We start from the raw sequence: 15,781 nt of genomic DNA on the forward strand, positions 1-15,781 counted from the left end.
CTACGGGCTGGGGCGGCGGCGATGGGAGCGGGCCGCCGCGCTCGCGGCCGATCTGCGCAGATCGTCCCCCTACCCAGCGGTACGGCGGTCTGGCAAGCTGCGGCCATGACTGCCCGCGCCGCTGACCGGACCCGGTACGACCGGGCCACCGCCCATCTCGACGCCCCGATCGCCGTCGTCGATCTGGACGCGTTCGATGCCAACGCCGACGACCTGGTACGCCGGGCCGCCGGAAAGCCCGTCCGGGTGGCGAGCAAGTCGGTGCGCTGCCGGGCCCTGCTGGAGCGGGTGCTCGCACGGCCCGGGTTCGCCGGGATCATGTCGTTCACCCTCGCGGAGTCGCTGTGGCTGGCGCGGGCCGGGTTCGAGGACGTCCTGCTGGCCTATCCGTCGGCCGACCGGTCCGCCTTCGCGGAACTGGCCGCCGACCCCAAGCTGGCCGCCGCCGTGACGGTGATGGTGGACGACCATGCGCAGCTGGAGCTGATCGACGCGGCACGGGCCGGGGGCACGGAGGAGATCCGGGTCTGTCTGGAGCTGGACACCTCCTTGCGGCTGCTGGGCGGCCGGGTCAGGATCGGGGCCCTGCGCTCACCGCTGCGCTCCCCCGCCCAGGTGGCCGAGCTGGCCAGGTCCGTGGCGCGCAGGCCGGGGTTCCGGCTGGTGGGGCTGATGGCGTACGAGGGGCACATCGCGGGGGTCGGTGACTCGGTGGCGGGACGGCCGCTGCGGTCCCGGGCGATCCGGCTGATGCAGGCCACGGGACGCAGGGAACTGGCGGCCCGGCGGGCCGAGGTGGTGCGGGCGGTGCGGGCCGTGGCGCCGGACCTGGAGTTCGTGAACGGCGGCGGCACCGGCAGTGTGCAGCACACCGCGGCGGAGCCCGCGGTGACCGAGATCGCGGCCGGTTCGGGCCTCTATGTGCCGCGGCTGTTCGACAACTACACCTCGTTCACGGCCCGCCCTGCCGCGCTGTTCGCACAGCCGGTGGTGCGCCGGCCCGGGGTGGGTGTGGTGACGGTGCTCGGCGGCGGCTACCCGGCGTCCGGAGCGGCCGGTCCGGACCGGCTGCCGGTCCCGTATCTGCCGGAGGGGCTGCGCTACGACCCGCAGGAGGGACCCGGCGAGGTACAGACGCCGCTGCTCGGCGCCCCGGCCGACGATCTGCTGATCGGCGACAAGGTGTGGTTCCGGCACGCCAAGGCCGGTGAGCTGTGCGAGCGGTTCGACGAGCTTCAGCTGATCGAGGGGGACCGGGTGACGGCGACCGTGCCGACGTACCGGGGCGAGGGCCGCACCTTCCTCTGAGGAGGCCGTGTCAGGGCGCGACGGAGCTGCCGACGCCTCCGCCGGTCTCGCTGTCGCCGATCGGCCGGATGCCCTTGGTGAGGGTGTCCATGAGGGCGAGCGGGGGCCCGTCGGGGCCGGCGTCGAAGGCGTAGCGGACGAGGACGGGCGACTCGCTGCCGACGGGTGAGGGGAAGGCGAGCGACTGCACATAGCCGCCCGGCCCCTTGCCGGTGGAGACCCGCCAGCGGATGAAGTATCCGGTGCGCCCGGCCACGCTCACCGGGCCGGCGGCGATCTGCCGGTGCGAAGTGATGCCGCCGTGGATCCGCTGCCCGACGACGTTCTCCTCGTAGGCACGCTCCGCGGCGTCGCCGATGTCCTTCTTGGCGAGCGCCTCGGGCGTGGTTGCGTCGGTGCCGCTCGGGGTGAAGGTGGTCACCGTGCCGTGGTAGCAGAAGGCGGAGGAGGCCCCGGGGCAGTCGTAGGAGCCCTTGGTGCGCATGGTGAGCAGTTCCTCGACGGTGCTCTCGGGCCGCTCCCAGCCGTCGGGGACCGGCAGGGTGACACCGTTGAGCTGGTCGACGAGCACCGTGGGGTCGGCGGCGGCCGGGGAGCCGTCCGGCGACGGGCTGTCGCCGGGGGCCTCGTCGGTGCCGGTGCCCGGGGGCTGCGGCGCGGAAGTGCCCGAACGGGTCGTGGTGGGCGAGGCGTCGTCGTCCCTGCCGAGCAGCACCGCCCCGGTCACGACCGTGCCGACGACCACCGCGCCGGCCGCCACGAGCGCGATGGTCCTGGCGCCGTTGCCGCCACCGCCCGTGCCGCCGGCCCGGCCCGGCCCGGACTGCTGGGGCACGGTGGCGTACGAACGGGTGTGGGCGGTCCATGCGGCGCCGTCCCACCACCGTTCGCCGCCCGGTGCGGATGTGTCCGGGTACCAGCCGGGCGGGGTCGCGTTGCTCATCGCTCCACTCTAGGTTCCGGTCCGGGTTCCGGGCCCCGGGACTACAGCGGTGTGACGTACGCGCCGGAGATCCCGCCGTCGACCAGGAAGTCGGTGGCGTTGACGAACGAGGAGTCGTCGCTCGCCAGGAAGGCGACGGCGGCCGCGATCTCGGTGGCCTCGGCGAACCGGCCGAGCGGAATGTGGACGAGCCGGCGGGCCGCGCGTTCCGGGTCCTTGGCGAACAGTTCCTGGAGGAGCGGGGTGTTGACCGGTCCGGGGCACAGGGCGTTGACCCGGATCCCCTCGCGGGCGAACTGGATGCCCAGTTCGCGTGACATCGCCAGGACCCCGCCCTTGGACGCGGTGTACGAGATCTGGGAGGTCGCCGCTCCCATCCTGGCCACGAACGAGGCGGTGTTGATGATCGATCCCCGCCCCTGGCGCCGCATGTAGGGCAGGGCCGCCTTGCAGCACAGGTAGACGGAGGTGAGGTTGACGTCCTGGACGCGCTTCCACGCCTCCAGTCCCGTGGTGAGGATGGAGTCGTCGTCGGGCGGCGAGATGCCGGCGTTGTTGAAGGCGATGTCGACGGATCCGTAGGTGTCGTACGCGGCCTTGAACAGCGCCTCGACCTGTTCGGGATCGGTCACGTCGACGCGTACGAAGATGCCGCCGACCGCTTCGGCGGCCGCCTTGCCGGCGGTCTCGTCGATGTCGCCGCAGACCACGTGCGCCCCCTCGGAGGCGAGCCGGTGGGCGGTGGCCAGGCCGATGCCGCTGCCGGCGCCGGTGATGACGGCGGTGCGGCCGACGAGGCGTCGGCAGATGTTCTCGTTGTCCGTGGTCATACCGGTTCAGGCCTCCGTACTGAGGAAGACGTTCTTGGTTTCGGTGAAGGCGGTGAGGGCGTCGGGGCCCAGTTCCCGGCCGAGGCCGGACTGCTTGAAACCGCCGAACGGGGTCCAGTAGCGGACCGCGGAATGGGAGTTGACGGAGAGGTTGCCCACCCGGACGGCCTGCGAGACGCGCAGCGCGCGCCCCACGTCACGCGTCCAGAGCGATCCGGCGAGGCCGTACTCGGTGGCGTTGGCGAGCCGTACGGCGTCCGCCTCGTCCTCGAAGGGCTGTACGACGGCGACCGGGCCGAACACCTCCTCGGTGGCGACGGGCGCGTCCGGCCGGGTGTCGGTGAGGACGGTCGGCGGGAACCAGAAGCCGGGGCCCTCGGGGGCGCTGCCCCGGATCGCGGCCGCGCCCTCGGGGACGTATCCGCGCACCCGCTCCAGTTGCGTACGCGAGATGAGCGGGCCCATCTGTGTCTTCTCGTCGCCCGGATCGCCGACGACGACCGCGGCGACGGCGGGGGCGAGGAGTTCCAGGAAGCGGTCGTACGCGGAGCGCTGGACGAGGATGCGGGTGCGGGCGCAGCAGTCCTGGCCCGCGTTGTCCAGGAAGGACAGCGGGGCGGCGGCCGCCGCGGCTTCGATGTCGGCGTCGGCGAAGACGATGTTGGGGCTCTTGCCGCCGAGTTCGAGGGTGAGCCGCTTCACGCGCTCGGCGCACTTGGCCATGATCTGCTTGCCGACCCGGGTGGAGCCGGTGAAGACGATCTTGGCGACGCCCGGGTGTTCCACCAGGGCGTTGCCCGCTTCGTCGCCCGCTCCGGGCAGCACCTGGAGGAGGTGCTCGGGAAGGCCTGCCTCCAGGGCGATTCCGGCGAGCCGCAGCGCGGTCAGCGGGGTGGTCTCGGCCGGTTTGAGGATCACGGCGTTGCCGGCCGCGAGGGCGGGGGCGAACCCCCAGGCGGCGATCGGCATGGGGAAGTTCCACGGTGCGATCACCCCGATGACGCCGAGGGGTTCGAGCAGGGTGATGTCGATGCCCCCGGGCACGGGGATCTGCCGGCCGGTGAGGCGCTCCACTCCCCCGGCGGCGTAGTCGAGCAGATCGCGGACGTTGCCCGCCTCCCAGCGCGCGTTGCCGATCGTGTGACCGGCCTCCCGCACCTCCAGCCGGGCCAGTTCCTCGAGACGGCCGTCCACGGCGACGGCGAAGCGGCGCAGCAGCCGGGCCCGGTCGGCGGGGGCGAGCGCGGCCCAGACCCGCTGGGCCGCGGCGGCGCGCGTGACGGCGGCGCCGACCTCGGCGGCCGTGGTGGCGGGGACGGTGGCGAGGATTTCCTCCGTCGCCGGGTTCAGTACACGGTGCTCACGGATCAAGGCGGTCCTCACAGGCGTTCGAAGGAGCGGCGGAGCTCCCAGTCGGTCACCGCTGCGTCGAAGGCGTCCAGCTCGACGCGTGCCATGTTGCGGTAGTGCGCCACGACTTCGTCCCCGAAGGCCTCTTGGGCGATCTCGCTGTGTTCCCAGGCCGCGGCGGCCTCGCGCAGGGTGGTGGGGACGTGGTCGTACGGGGCCGTGTAGGCGTTGCCCTCGCACGGCTCGGGGAGTTCGAGGGCGTGCTCGATGCCGTACAGGCCGGCGGCGACGAGTGCGGCGACGGCGAGATACGGGTTGACGTCACCGCCGGGGAGGCGGTTCTCGAAGCGCAGGGACGGGCCGTGGCCGACGACGCGGAGTGCGCAGGTGCGGTTGTCGTGGCCCCAGGCGACGGCGGTCGGGGCGAAGGAGCCGGGCTGGAACCGCTTGTAGGAGTTGATGTTCGGCGCGTAGAGGAGGGAGAAGTCGCGCAGGGCGGCGAGCTGGCCGGCGAGGAAGTGCCGCATCACCGGGGACATGGTGCCGTCGGTGTCCGCCATGACGCTGCGTCCGGGGGTGCCGGTGGAGCGGAGCGAGAGGTGGATGTGGCAGGAGTTGCCCTCGCGCTCGTTGAACTTGGCCATGAAGGTGAGCGCGACGCCCTCCTGCGCGGCGATCTCCTTGGAGCCCGTCTTGTAGACGGCATGCTGGTCGCAGGTGACGAGGGCCTCGTCGTAGCGGAACACGATCTCGTGCTGGCCGGGGTTGCACTCGCCCTTGGCGGACTCGACGGTGAGGCCCGCGCCCGCCATCTCGTTGCGGATGCGGCGCAGCAGGGGCTCGATGCGGCCGGTGCCGAGGACGGAGTAGTCGATGTTGTACTGGTTGACCGGGGTGAGGTCGCGGTAGCCGCGGTCCCAGGCCTGTTCGTAGGTGTCCTTGAAGACGATGAACTCGAGCTCGGTGCCGACGTGGGCGGTGTAGCCGTGTGCGGCGAGGCGTTCGAGCTGGTGGCGCAGGATCTGGCGGGGCGCGGCGGTGACGGGTGAGCCGTCGGCCCAGGCGAGGTCGGCGGTGACCATCGCGGTGGCCTCGTTCCAGGGGACCCGGCGCAGGGTGGTGAGGTCGGGGTGCATGGCGAAGTCGCCGTAGCCGTGGTCCCAGGAGGACATGGCGTATCCGTCGACGGTGTTCATGTCGGTGTCGACGGCGAGGAGGTAGTTGCAGCCCTCGGTGCCGTGCCCCACGACCTCGTCGAGGAAGAAGGCGGCGGCGAAGCGTTTGCCCTGGAGCCGTCCCTGCATGTCCGGGAAGGCCAGGACCACGGTGTCGATCTCACCGCTCTCGACGAGGAGGCGGAGTTCCTCGACGGCGAGCGGGGCTGTTCGGTCGGACACGGATGGATCCTCTCCTCGCGGGCCGACAGATGATCCAAATCTATGGGCAGTGCAAGGGATTTGGATACGGTGCCTGTGCGTTCCGCGTGCCGTGCGACCAGGAGGTCAGATGAACCGTCCGCTGATCGGGATAAGTACGTATCTGGTGCCCTCGGCACGCTGGGGGGTCTGGGACCTGCCGGCGACGCTGCTGCCCGCCGGTTATGCCCGGCTGGTCAGGGAGGCGGGCGGACTGGCCGCGCTGCTGCCGCCGGACGACCCGGAGCTCGCGGCGTCGGTGGTGGCCCGGCTCGACGCGGTGGTCGTGGCGGGAGGACCGGATGTGGACCCGGCGCGGTACGGGGCCGGGCGCGATCCGCGGAGCGGGCCGCCCGCGCCGGAGCGCGACGGCTGGGAGGCGGCGCTGATCGGGGCGGCTCTGGAGTCCGGCACCCCGTTCCTCGGCATCTGCCGGGGGATGCAGCTGCTGAACGTGGCGCTGGGCGGCACACTGACGCAGCATCTGGACGGTCACACGGGTCCTGACGGGACGACAGGGGTGTTCGGGACGCACACGGTGACGGCGGTCGCGGGGACGCGGTACGCCTCCGTGGTACCCGGGGCGTGTGACGTACCCACCTACCACCACCAGGCCGTGGACCGCCTCGGTACGGGCCTGGTGGCCTCGGCGCACGCGGCGGACGGCACGGTGGAGGCGGTCGAGCGGCCCGGGACGCCTTGGGTGCTCGGGGTGCAGTGGCATCCGGAGATGGGTGACGACGTACGGGTGATGCGGGCGCTGGTGGCGGCGGCCTCGCCGGCCGGCTGAGGACCGGTGTGGGCGTGCCGCGTCCGGTGCTCCCGCGGGAACGGCCGCGGCCCCGGGCGGCCGTCGGCGGCCCGGCGGCGTAGCGTGGCGGACAGGAGAGAATCCGGCGCCGTCCCGTCGGGCCGCCCGCCGTGAGCGCGGCCGGCCGTCCGCCCGCCCGCTTCCCCTCGTGGCCCGGTGGCGAGAGGAGGAGCGATGTCCGTGATCACACCGGACGCGGTGAAGCAGGAGGCGTTCGCGGGCCGCATGGTTCAGGTGGTGAATGACACCTGCCTCGGTCTGATGGCGGGCCTGGGTCACCAGAGCGGCCTGTTCGACACCATGGCCGGCATGGCACCCGCCACGAGTCAGGAGATCGCGCGCGCCGCCGGGCTGAACGAGCGCTACGTCCGGGAGTGGCTGGGCGCGATGGTCGTCGGGCGCATCGTCGACTACGAACCCGGGCAGGGCACGTACGTGCTGCCGCCGGAACACGCCGCCTCGCTGACCCGGGCGGCCGGGCCGGACAACCTGGCCCGGATCGCACAGGACTTCGGCATGATGGGCGAGGTCGAGCAGCAGGTGCTGGAGGCGTTCCGCACCGGCGGCGGGCTGCCGTACTCGGCGTATCCGCGGTTCCAGTCCCTTCAGGCGGAGGAGTCCGGTGAGGTCTTCGACCTGGCGCTGGTGAACGGGATCGTGCCGCTGGTGCCCGGTCTCACGGAGCGGCTGCGCGCGGGCATCGACGTGGTGGACATCGGTACCGGTCACGGCCACGCGGTCAACGTCCTGGCCGGGGCCTTTCCCGCGAGCCGCTTCCAGGGGCTCGACATGTCCGCGGAGGGCATCGCCGCCGCGCGCGCCGAGGCCGCCTCGCTGGGCCTGACCAACACCGCCTTCGATATCGGCGACTGCGCCGAACTGTCCGGCTCCTACGCCCTGATCACGGCGTTCGACGTCATCCACGACCTGGCGCGGCCGGCCCGCGCGCTGGCCGCCGTCGCCGCCGCCCTGTCGGACGACGGTGTGTTCCTGATGGGGGACATCGCGGCGTCCAGCCGGCTGGAGGAGAACATCGACCACCCGCTGGGCCCGGCGCTGTACACGTTCTCGGTGTTCTACTGCATGAGCGTCTCGCTGGGAGAGGGCGGCGAGGGGCTGGGCACCGTCTGGGGTGAGCAGACCGCCCGCAGGATGCTCGCCGAGGCCGGATTCGGCCACGTCGACACCCAGCGGGTCGAGGGCGACATCCTGAACGTGTATTACGTGGCGCGGCGCTAGAAGACGTCGTCGAGCGCGTGGCGGGTCCGGCGCCGCAGCCAGTCCAGGGCGGCCGCGCCCTGAGCCGCCTGGAACGCCCGCACGGTCGGCAGGCCCGGCGGCGCGGGGCGCAGGGAGTGCGCGACGAAGTAGCCGGCCAGTGCGGCGAGCACGGCGGTGACTCCGGCGGGGTCGGCGTCCCGGCCGGGCGGGTGGGCGGTGAAGAGGGTCTCCGGATCGGGGCCGCCCTGAGCGGCCACGCACGGCAGCATCGCCAGCAGGTCGAACCAGGGGGCCGCACGCATCGCGTGGGGCCAGTCGACGAAGACGACCCGGTCCTCGGTCAGCAGGATGTTGTCCGCGCGCAGGTCGCCGTGGACGAGGCTGTCGCCGGTGGCGGGTTCCACCCAGCCGGACTCCAGTTCCGCGAGTGCGCCGAGGTGACGTGCCGCCCAGGGGTCGAGGCGGCCGGTGTCCCCCGCCGCGTGCAGGGTCCGCCAGCCGGTGAACATCGAGGCCTCGCGCTTGGCGACGGGGGGCGCCTCGATCGGGGCGGGGGTCAGGAGCCGGGTGAGTTCGCCGACGGCTGCCAGGACGCGGTCGAGTTCGGCCGGGTCCCACGGTACGCGGGGCTGGTGGCCGTCGATGTCCTCCAGCACGAGCGCGACGCAGGTGCCGTCGTCGTACGAGCCGAGCAGTCGCGGTACGGGGGCGTGCGCGGGGAGCGCCGCGGTGTTGCGGGCCTCGGCGCGGTGCAGGTCCGGGCTGCCGGGGTTGGTCTCGGCGCTCACGGCCTTGACGAAGGCGCGCCGGCCGTTCGCGAGCCGGACCCGGGCGGCGACACCGGGCGAGAACCCGCCGCTCTGGCTCCGGGCCTCGACGACGGGTGCGCCGAGGATGTCCTGGACGGCGGTCCGTACGGTGGCGGGCAGTCCGGCCCAGTGGTGGCGGACTCCGGCGGCGGGTGGGGCGGTCACGGTCATCCGCCCATCCTTTCCGCCCGGCAGGCGGGCGGCCACCGTATTTGTCCGCGCGCCGCCCTCAGCCGCCGGACGGGTCCGTCCGGGTCAGAGAGAGCAGATCGCGGGCCGGCCCCGTGGGGCGGTGGCCCGCGGGCCAGACCGCGCGGAGCTGACGGCGCAGGCGGACGCCGGCGATCGGCACCTTGACCAGGCGCCGGGCCGACAGCTCCTCGCCGAGGGCCAGTTCGCTCAGGACGCAGGGGCCCGCGCCGCTCTCCGCCGCCCCCTTCACCGCGGTGGTCGAGGAGAGCTCCAGCAGCGGCTGGGCCAGTCCGCCGTGGACGGCGAGGGCGGCGTCCAGGACCTGACGGGTGCCCGAGCCGTACTCGCGCAGGATCAGCGGGGTCGCGGCCAGCTCCTGCGGGGTCAGCGGGGTCCGGCGGCGGGCCCAGGCGTGGGACGGGGCGACCACCACGACCAGGCGGTCGTGGGCGATGACCGTTGCGTCGAGCCCTTCGGGGACGGACAGTCCCTCGACGAAGCCCAGGTCCGCCTCACCGGCCAGCAGCCGCTGGGCGACCGCGGCGGAATTACCGGCGAGCAGGGACACGGCGGTGTCCGGCCGTTCGCCGCGCAGGGCGATCAGCCAGCCCGGGAGGAGGTACTCGGCGATGGTCATGGAGGCGGCGACCCGCAGCCGGGAGTCGCGGCGGTCCCGCAGCGCCTGGGCGCCCGCGTCGAAGGCCTCGGCGGCCTCGACGACCCGGCGTGCCCAGTCGGTGACGAGGGCGCCCGCGTCGGTGAGCCGGGAGCCGCGCGGCGACCGGTCGAGGAGGGCGAGGCCGAGCTGGCGTTCCATCGAGCGGATGCGGCTGCTGGCGGCGGGCTGGGTGATGCCGACGTCCCGGGCGGCCCGTCCGAGGCTGCCGTGCCGGGCGACGGCGAGGAGCAGCTCCAGCGCGCCGAGATCGGGTACCCGGTGGGACAGAAGTGCAGGTGAATCGCTGGACATAAGTCCACCTTATGACCTCATAGGGCGGGACTCCCTGGTGGGGGACGATCCCGGCGCCGAAAATCGTGGCATGGCCATCTTTCCGCAGACCCGCACCGCCCTCCCGTACTCCACCGCCGTCCGGCGCCCGGCCCTGCGGCATTTCGGCCCCAACTGGTACGCGACCGTCATGGGCACCGCGATCGTGGCGAGTGCGGGTGCCGCCCTGCCGGTGCACATCCCCGGGCTGCGGGCGGCCTGTGCGCTGGTGTGGGTGCTCTCCGCGGTGCTGCTCGCCGCCGTGCTCACGGCCCGCGCCGGGCACTGGGCCGCACACCGCGACCAGGCCCGCGCGCATCTCCTGGACCCGGCCGTCGCCCCGTTCTACGGCTGTCTGGCGATGGCGCTGCTGGCCGTCGGCGGGTCCGGGATGGTGGTCGGCAAGGATGTGATCGGGCACCAGGCGGCCCTGGTGCTGGATGTGCTGCTGTACACCGCGGGCACGCTGACCGGACTGGCGGCCGCCGTGGCGATTCCGTATCTGATGATCGTGCGCCACCGGCCGGAGCCCGGCACCGCGTCCCCGGTGTGGCTGCTGCCGGTGGTGGCGCCCATGGTGTCCGCGGCGCTCGGCCCGCTGCTGGTGGCGGAGCTGCCTGAGGGACAGTGGCGGGAGGCGATGCTGCTCGCCTGCTACGCGATGTTCGGGCTGAGCCTGCTGGCGACGCTGGTGATGCTGCCGCTGGTCTTCGCCCGGCTGGTCCACCGGGGCCCGCTGCCGCTCGTGCTGACGCCCACCCTGTTCCTGGTGCTCGGCCCGCTGGGCCAGTCGACGACCGCGGTCAACGCGCTGGCCGATTTGGCGCCGGGTGCTATCGGGGCGCCGTACGCCTCCGCCTTCAGTGCCTTCGCCGTGCTGTACGGGGTGCCGGTGATGGGGTTCGCGCTGCTGTGGCTGGCCCTGTCCGCCGCCCTGGTGGTGCGGGCGCTGCGGGGCGGGATGCCGTTCGCCATGACGTGGTGGGGCTTCACCTTCCCCGTGGGGACGTGTGTGACGGGCGCCGCCGGTCTGGCCCGGCACACCGGTCTGACGGCGTTCACCTGGCTGGCCGTCGCCCTGTACGTACTGCTGGTGACGGCCTGGGCGGTGACCGGGGTCCGCACGGTGCGCGGGCTGCTGAGCGGGGCGCTGCTCGCGGCGCCGCAGAAGCCGGCGCCGGTGGCGGCCCCCGCCGCCTGAGCGCCGCCCCGCCGAGGACCTCAGCGGCGCGGGTCGAAGGTGGCGTCGATGTGCTCGGCGACCGCGACGAACAGCAGCCGGGTGCCGGGGACCGTGGCCCGCCAGCGGTGGCGCACCCCGCCGGACAGGAACAGCGTGTCACCGCGCTCCAGCCGGTAGGCCTGTCCCTCCGCCTCCACCTCGGCGGCGCCCTCCGCGACGTACATCACCTCGTCGTTGCGGTGCTGGAACTCGCGCCCGAGATCGAGTTCCCCGGTGAATTCGAGTGCGCTGAGCTGATGACGGCCGCGCACCACCCTGCGTACGCCGTCCTCCTGGCCGCCGCGCACGACATCGACCGCGCGTGCCGAGTCCGCGGCGGCGCGCAGGCGTGCGGTGGTGGTCTCCAGCGCCTCGGCGACCCGGTCCAGGGAGCGGGCGCTGGGCCTGGCCCGTTCGTTCTCGATCTGGCTGAGGAACGGTACGGACAGACCACTGCGCCCGGCGACCGCGGCCAGGGTGAGTCCCAGGGATCTGCGCTGTCGGCGGACCGCGGCGCCCACCCGAAGTGTTTCCTTGTCGTCCATTGTCCGGCTCCCTCCCGACTCGCCATCCTTCCGGCTGCCAGCACCTTACGCACACCGATACGCCAGGTCGGCCGGTATGAGATGTCCGGACAGCCCGAAAGGGGTGGGCACCGCCGCCGGCGGTGCCCACCCCTTTGCGTGCCGCTGCCCCTGGTGGGACCGCTGCCGGTGTTACTGCTGAGGCGCCATCCTGTCCGCGATGCCCGGATTCTTGTCCATCCAGGCCTTCACGGCTTCCTCCTCGTGCCCCGCGCCGAGCTTCTGGATCTGGTTCTCCAGGCCTGCGAGCTGTTCCTCGCTGAGCTTGAAGTCCTTGAACCACTTGGTCAGCTGCGGGTAGTTCCGCGGGAACTCCTTGGAGGCGATGGTGTGCAGCCGGTCGCCGTCACCGAAGGCCTTCTCCGGGTCCTGGAGCTTGGTCATCCCGTACTCGCTGTACGCCCAGTGCGGGGTCCACAGCAGTACGGCGATGGGCTCCTTCTTGGCGTACGCGCGCTTCAGCTCGGCGAGCATTCCGGGCGTCGAGGAGTCGAGGACCTTGTACTCCTTGTCGAGCCCGTAGCCCGGCAGCACGTTCTTCTTGAGGTTCTCCATCGTGGCGGTGCCCGGTTCGATGCCGACGATCCGGTTCTTGAACTGCGAGCCCTTGCCCTTCAGATCGGCCAGGGTCTTCACGTCCTTGACGTAGTCCGGCACCGCGATCTCGATGGAGGTCGGGCCGTACCACGAGCCGATGTCGGTCAGCTTGGAGCCGTACTTGTCCCAGTAGTTCTTCTGGGTGTACGGCAGCCAGCCGTCGAACTGCACGTCGATCTGGCCGCGGGACATCGCGGCGTACATCGGGCCGACCTCGAACTGCTTGAGGTTGATCCGGTAGCCGCGGTCCTCCAGGACGGCCTTCCACAGGTACGTGGCGGCGATGTCCTCCTCCCAGGGGAACCAGGCCATCTCGACGGCGCGGTCGCGCTCGTCCTTGCCGTTCGCACCCTTGGAGGCGGCGGCCTTCTTGACCGGGGTCCACGTGTCGGCGACGCCCGGGTTGGCCTTCAGCCAGGTGCGGACGGCCTCCTGCTCCTTGCCGGAGCCGCTCTTCTGGATCTGCGCCTCAAGACCGGTGAGCTGGTCCTCGGTCATCTTGAAGTTCTTGAGCCAGCTGCCGACCTCGGGGTTGTCGGCCGCGAAACCCTTGCGGGTCAGGGTGTGGATTCCGTCGCCCTTGCCCCAGAGGTTCTTGGGGTCCTTGAGCTTGGTGAGGTCGTACTGGTTGTACGCCCAGTGCGGCGACCAGAGCGGAACGACGATCGGTTCCTTCTTGGCGTACGCGCGCTTCAGCTCGGCCAGCATGGACGGCGTGGAGCCGTCGACGACCTTGTACTCCTTGTCCAGGCCGTAGCCCGGCAGGATCTTGTCCTTGAGCAGGCCCGTCTCACCGGCGCTCGGCTCGATGCCGACGATGCGGCCCTTGAAGTCGGACGCCTTGCCCTTGAGGTCGTCGAGCGAGTCGACGCCCTTGACGTAGGAGGGGACGGCGAGCTCCAGCGAGGTGGGGCCGTACCAGGAGCCCATGTCCTCGAGGCGGTCCTTGTACTTCTTCCAGTACGCGGCATGGGTGACCGGCAGCCAGGAGTCGGTCTCGAAGTCGATCTGACCGCCCGCCATACCGGTGTAGAGCGCGCCGGCCTCGTACTGCTTGACGTCGACCTCGAAGCCGCGCCGCTCCAGCATCTCCTTCCACAGGAAGGTGGAGGCGATGCCCTCGTCCCACGGGATGTAGCCCATGCTGATCTTCTTGCCGGCTCCGATGTTCTTCGGGTCGGAGCTCGCGGTGTCGTCGGTGTCCGAGGAACCGAACAGGCTCATGCTGCCGGCCACCAGGGCGAGGACGACGATGCCGGCCACGGCGACGACGGGCTGCGGGCGGTGGTTCCACACCTTGAGTCCGCCGGCCACCGACTGCGCCCTGGCGAGCGCGCGGCGGGCCAGCGGGGAGACCTCGCGGCCCAGGGCGCCGGTCATCCGGTCCAGGTACATCGCCAGGATGACGATGGAGACGCCCGCCTCGAAGCCGAGCCCGACGTCGACGTTGCCGATGGCGCGGTAGACGGAACCGCCGAGGCCGCCGCCGCCGACCATGCCGGCGATGACCACCATGGACAGGCCCAGCATGATGACCTGGTTGATTCCCGCCATGATCGTGGGCAGCGCGAGCGGCAGCTGCACCCGCAGCAGGGTGTTGCGCGAGGTGGTGCCGAAGGCCTCGGCCGCCTCGACGAGTTCGCCGTCGACCTGGCGGATGCCGAGCTCGGTCATCCGGACGCCCGGGGGCAGCGCGAAGATGATGGTGGCGATGATCCCGGGGACGACGCCGACGCCGAAGAAGATGACGCCGGGGATCAGATAGACCATGGCGGGCATGGTCTGCATGAAGTCCAGGACCGGCCGGGTCACCGCGCTGACGGTCTTGGAGCGGGACGCCCAGATACCGAGCGGCACGGCCAGGACCAGCGTCACGATGGTCGCGACGAGCACCAGGGTGAGGGTGTCCATCGCCTCGTCCCACAGCTCGACGGAGTCGATGAGGGCGAAGCCGGCGAACGCGAGGACACCGGCGAGCAGTCCGCGCAGCCACCAGGCGATGACGGCGACGATGCCCGCGAAGAGCAGGGGGGCGGGGGCGGACAGCACGGCGGCGATGCCGTCGAACATGCCGCTCACGACGGAGCTGATGGCGTCGAAGAGCCAGGCGAGGTGGGTCTGGAGCCAGTCGACGGCGGAGTCGACCCAGTCGCCGAGGTGGAGCCTAAACACTGGCCACCTTCTTCAGCGAGGCCTTGGCGTCCTGGGGAGCCTCGGCGGGAGTCATCGGCTCACCGAGCACGGCGAGCAGCCGGGCCCGCGGCACGACGCCGACGAGCTTGCCCTTGTCGTCGGTCACGGCGACCGCGACCCCGCTCTGCGAGCAGGGCGTGAACAGCTCGATGATCGGGGTGGACCCGGTGACGGTGGCCGGGGCCTCGCGCAGGACGTCGGCGGGGGTACGCAGTTCCTTGCCGTCGTCGGTCATGGTGCCCATGACGGTGTGCGGTTCGGCCATGATGGCGCCCGCGGTCAGCACCCGGGAGCGGTCCACGTCCTGGGTGAAGGAGGCGACGTAGTCGTTGGCCGGGGTGACGAGGATGTCCTCGGCGGTGCCGAGCTGGACTATCTCGCCGTCGCGCATCACGGCGATGCGGTCGCCCAGGCGCATGGCCTCGTTGAGGTCGTGGGTGATGAAGACGATGGTCTTCTTCAGCCGCTTCTGCAGCTCCAGGAGCTGGTCCTGCATGTCGCGGCGGATCAGCGGGTCGAGCGCGCTGAAGGACTCGTCCATCAGGAGCAGGTCGGCGTCGGTGGCGAGCGCGCGGGCCAGGCCGACGCGCTGCTGCATGCCGCCGGAGAGCTCGTCCGGCCAGGACTTCTCCCAGCCGGCGAGACCGGTCATCTCCAGTGCCTCGGCGGCGCGGCGGTTGCGCTCGGCGCGCGGCACGCCCTGCACCTCCAGGCCGTAACCGGCGTTCTCCAGGACGCTGCGGTGGGGGAACAGCGCGAAGTGCTGGAACACCATGCTGATCCTGGTGGAGCGGACGTGGCGGAGTTCGGCGGGGCTCAGGGCGGTCAGGTCCTGTCCGTCGAAGAGCACCTTGCCGGCGGTGGGCTCCAGCAGTCCGTTGAGCATGCGCAGCAACGTGGACTTGCCGGACCCGGACAGACCCATCACGACGAAGATCTGGCCCGGTTCCACAGTGAACGATGCGTCGATCACCGCTGCGGTCGTTCCGTCGGCGCGCAGCTCGTCGCGGTCGGTGCCGCTCTCGAGTTTCCGCACGGCTTGATCGGGTCGTCTGCCGAACACCTTGTACAGGTTCTCGGCTTGCAGCCTTGACACATACACCTCACGCGTTGAACCGAAAACGGTCTGCCACCCCCTCCGGCAGACCGTGGAGCGGTGCGGATTCGGTCCGCATGGCACGTGCACCAGTTGAAATTGCAACGTGGTCCGCTCCGATGCCGCGCCTGCCCCCGCTTACACGTGGCAAACATGAGAGTGACTCAGGACACAAAAGAGCGGCCCGCGATCGGGAACCGCGTCCCCGGCGGCCCCTGTCAC

13 protein-coding genes are annotated in these 15,781 nt (G+C 71.8%); 4 read left to right on the forward strand and 9 right to left on the reverse strand.

The annotated features are described in order from the left end of the window. Positions 1-105 precede the first annotated feature (105 nt). Positions 106-1,308, forward strand: a complete 1,203-nt coding sequence (locus OG782_RS06615) for an amino acid deaminase/aldolase (RefSeq protein WP_406448457.1) — start codon at positions 106-108, stop codon at positions 1,306-1,308. 10 nt (positions 1,309-1,318) lie between these two features. Here OG782_RS06615 and OG782_RS06620 read toward each other — a convergent pair whose 3' ends face one another. Genes OG782_RS06620 through OG782_RS06635 form a run of 4 tightly spaced genes read right to left on the reverse strand, consistent with a single transcriptional unit; the run spans position 1,319 to position 5,828 of the window. Continuing rightward, the gene (locus tag OG782_RS06620) at positions 1,319-2,251 is read right to left on the reverse strand and encodes a DUF2510 domain-containing protein (protein WP_406448458.1); all 933 of its coding nucleotides are present in this window, start codon (positions 2,249-2,251) and stop codon (positions 1,319-1,321) included. A 41-nt stretch (positions 2,252-2,292) separates the two neighbouring features. Then, positions 2,293-3,081 (reverse strand): 3-oxoacyl-ACP reductase, encoded by a 789-nt coding sequence (locus OG782_RS06625; RefSeq protein WP_406448459.1) that lies wholly within the window; start codon positions 3,079-3,081, stop codon positions 2,293-2,295. 6 nt (positions 3,082-3,087) lie between these two features. Beyond that, the gene (locus OG782_RS06630) at positions 3,088-4,452 is read right to left on the reverse strand and encodes an aldehyde dehydrogenase family protein (protein WP_406448460.1); all 1,365 of its coding nucleotides are present in this window, start codon (positions 4,450-4,452) and stop codon (positions 3,088-3,090) included. A gap of 8 nt (positions 4,453-4,460) precedes the next feature. Further along, positions 4,461-5,828 carry a glutamine synthetase family protein gene (locus OG782_RS06635; protein ID WP_406448461.1) on the reverse strand — a complete coding sequence of 456 codons (1,368 nt, stop codon included), beginning with the start codon at positions 5,826-5,828 and terminating at the stop codon, positions 4,461-4,463. 109 nt (positions 5,829-5,937) lie between these two features. Between OG782_RS06635 and OG782_RS06640 the strand changes: the two genes are divergently transcribed. Both OG782_RS06640 and OG782_RS06645 read left to right on the forward strand, forming a co-directional pair. After that, the gene (locus tag OG782_RS06640; RefSeq protein WP_406448462.1) at positions 5,938-6,636 is read left to right on the forward strand and encodes a gamma-glutamyl-gamma-aminobutyrate hydrolase family protein; all 699 of its coding nucleotides are present in this window, start codon (positions 5,938-5,940) and stop codon (positions 6,634-6,636) included. A 195-nt stretch (positions 6,637-6,831) separates the two neighbouring features. Further along, on the forward strand, positions 6,832-7,896 hold the full coding sequence (locus OG782_RS06645; RefSeq protein ID WP_406448463.1) for a class I SAM-dependent methyltransferase: 1,065 nt from the start codon (positions 6,832-6,834) through the stop codon (positions 7,894-7,896). Here the strand turns inward: OG782_RS06645 and OG782_RS06650 are convergent. Together OG782_RS06650 and OG782_RS06655 are read right to left on the reverse strand one after the other, a co-directional pair. Continuing rightward, positions 7,893-8,858: an aminoglycoside phosphotransferase family protein gene (locus tag OG782_RS06650; RefSeq protein ID WP_406448464.1), complete on the reverse strand. Its 966-nt coding sequence runs from the start codon at positions 8,856-8,858 to the stop codon at positions 7,893-7,895. The two genes, OG782_RS06645 and OG782_RS06650, sit on opposite strands and share 4 nt — an antisense overlap. A 58-nt stretch (positions 8,859-8,916) precedes the next feature. Further along, positions 8,917-9,849 carry a LysR family transcriptional regulator gene (locus OG782_RS06655; protein ID WP_406448465.1) on the reverse strand — a complete coding sequence of 311 codons (933 nt, stop codon included), beginning with the start codon at positions 9,847-9,849 and terminating at the stop codon, positions 8,917-8,919. 70 nt (positions 9,850-9,919) lie between these two features. Here OG782_RS06655 and OG782_RS06660 point away from each other — a divergent pair, with 70 nt between their 5' ends. After that, positions 9,920-11,068, forward strand: a complete 1,149-nt coding sequence (locus OG782_RS06660; protein ID WP_406448466.1) for a TDT family transporter — start codon at positions 9,920-9,922, stop codon at positions 11,066-11,068. A gap of 20 nt (positions 11,069-11,088) precedes the next feature. Here OG782_RS06660 and OG782_RS06665 read toward each other — a convergent pair whose 3' ends face one another. The 3 genes from OG782_RS06665 to OG782_RS06675 all read right to left on the reverse strand — a co-directional run bounded on the left by OG782_RS06665 (position 11,089) and on the right by OG782_RS06675 (position 15,499). Continuing rightward, positions 11,089-11,634, reverse strand: a complete 546-nt coding sequence (locus OG782_RS06665; protein ID WP_406448467.1) for a helix-turn-helix domain-containing protein — start codon at positions 11,632-11,634, stop codon at positions 11,089-11,091. A 171-nt stretch (positions 11,635-11,805) separates the two neighbouring features. Next, positions 11,806-14,442 carry an ABC transporter permease/substrate binding protein gene (locus tag OG782_RS06670; protein WP_406448468.1) on the reverse strand — a complete coding sequence of 879 codons (2,637 nt, stop codon included), beginning with the start codon at positions 14,440-14,442 and terminating at the stop codon, positions 11,806-11,808. Further along, on the reverse strand, positions 14,435-15,499 hold the full coding sequence (locus tag OG782_RS06675; RefSeq protein ID WP_406448469.1) for a glycine betaine/L-proline ABC transporter ATP-binding protein: 1,065 nt from the start codon (positions 15,497-15,499) through the stop codon (positions 14,435-14,437). Before OG782_RS06675 ends, OG782_RS06670 begins: the two co-directional genes overlap by 8 nt. Between the last annotated feature and the right edge of the window lie 282 nt (positions 15,500-15,781).

Source organism: Streptomyces sp. NBC_00876 (assembly GCF_045207435.1).
Classification (GTDB): domain Bacteria; phylum Actinomycetota; class Actinomycetes; order Streptomycetales; family Streptomycetaceae; genus Streptomyces.

Coding starts and splice junctions, on each gene's coding strand:
- OG782_RS06615 (WP_406448457.1), top strand. CDS start 106: ATGACTGCCCGCGCCGCTGACCGGACCCGGTACGACCGGGCCACCGCC.
- OG782_RS06620 (WP_406448458.1), bottom strand. CDS start 2,251: ATGAGCAACGCGACCCCGCCCGGCTGGTACCCGGACACATCCGCACCG.
- OG782_RS06625 (WP_406448459.1), bottom strand. CDS start 3,081: ATGACCACGGACAACGAGAACATCTGCCGACGCCTCGTCGGCCGCACC.
- OG782_RS06640 (WP_406448462.1), top strand. CDS start 5,938: ATGAACCGTCCGCTGATCGGGATAAGTACGTATCTGGTGCCCTCGGCA.
- OG782_RS06645 (WP_406448463.1), top strand. CDS start 6,832: ATGTCCGTGATCACACCGGACGCGGTGAAGCAGGAGGCGTTCGCGGGC.
- OG782_RS06650 (WP_406448464.1), bottom strand. CDS start 8,858: ATGACCGTGACCGCCCCACCCGCCGCCGGAGTCCGCCACCACTGGGCC.
- OG782_RS06655 (WP_406448465.1), bottom strand. CDS start 9,849: ATGTCCAGCGATTCACCTGCACTTCTGTCCCACCGGGTACCCGATCTC.
- OG782_RS06660 (WP_406448466.1), top strand. CDS start 9,920: ATGGCCATCTTTCCGCAGACCCGCACCGCCCTCCCGTACTCCACCGCC.
- OG782_RS06665 (WP_406448467.1), bottom strand. CDS start 11,634: ATGGACGACAAGGAAACACTTCGGGTGGGCGCCGCGGTCCGCCGACAG.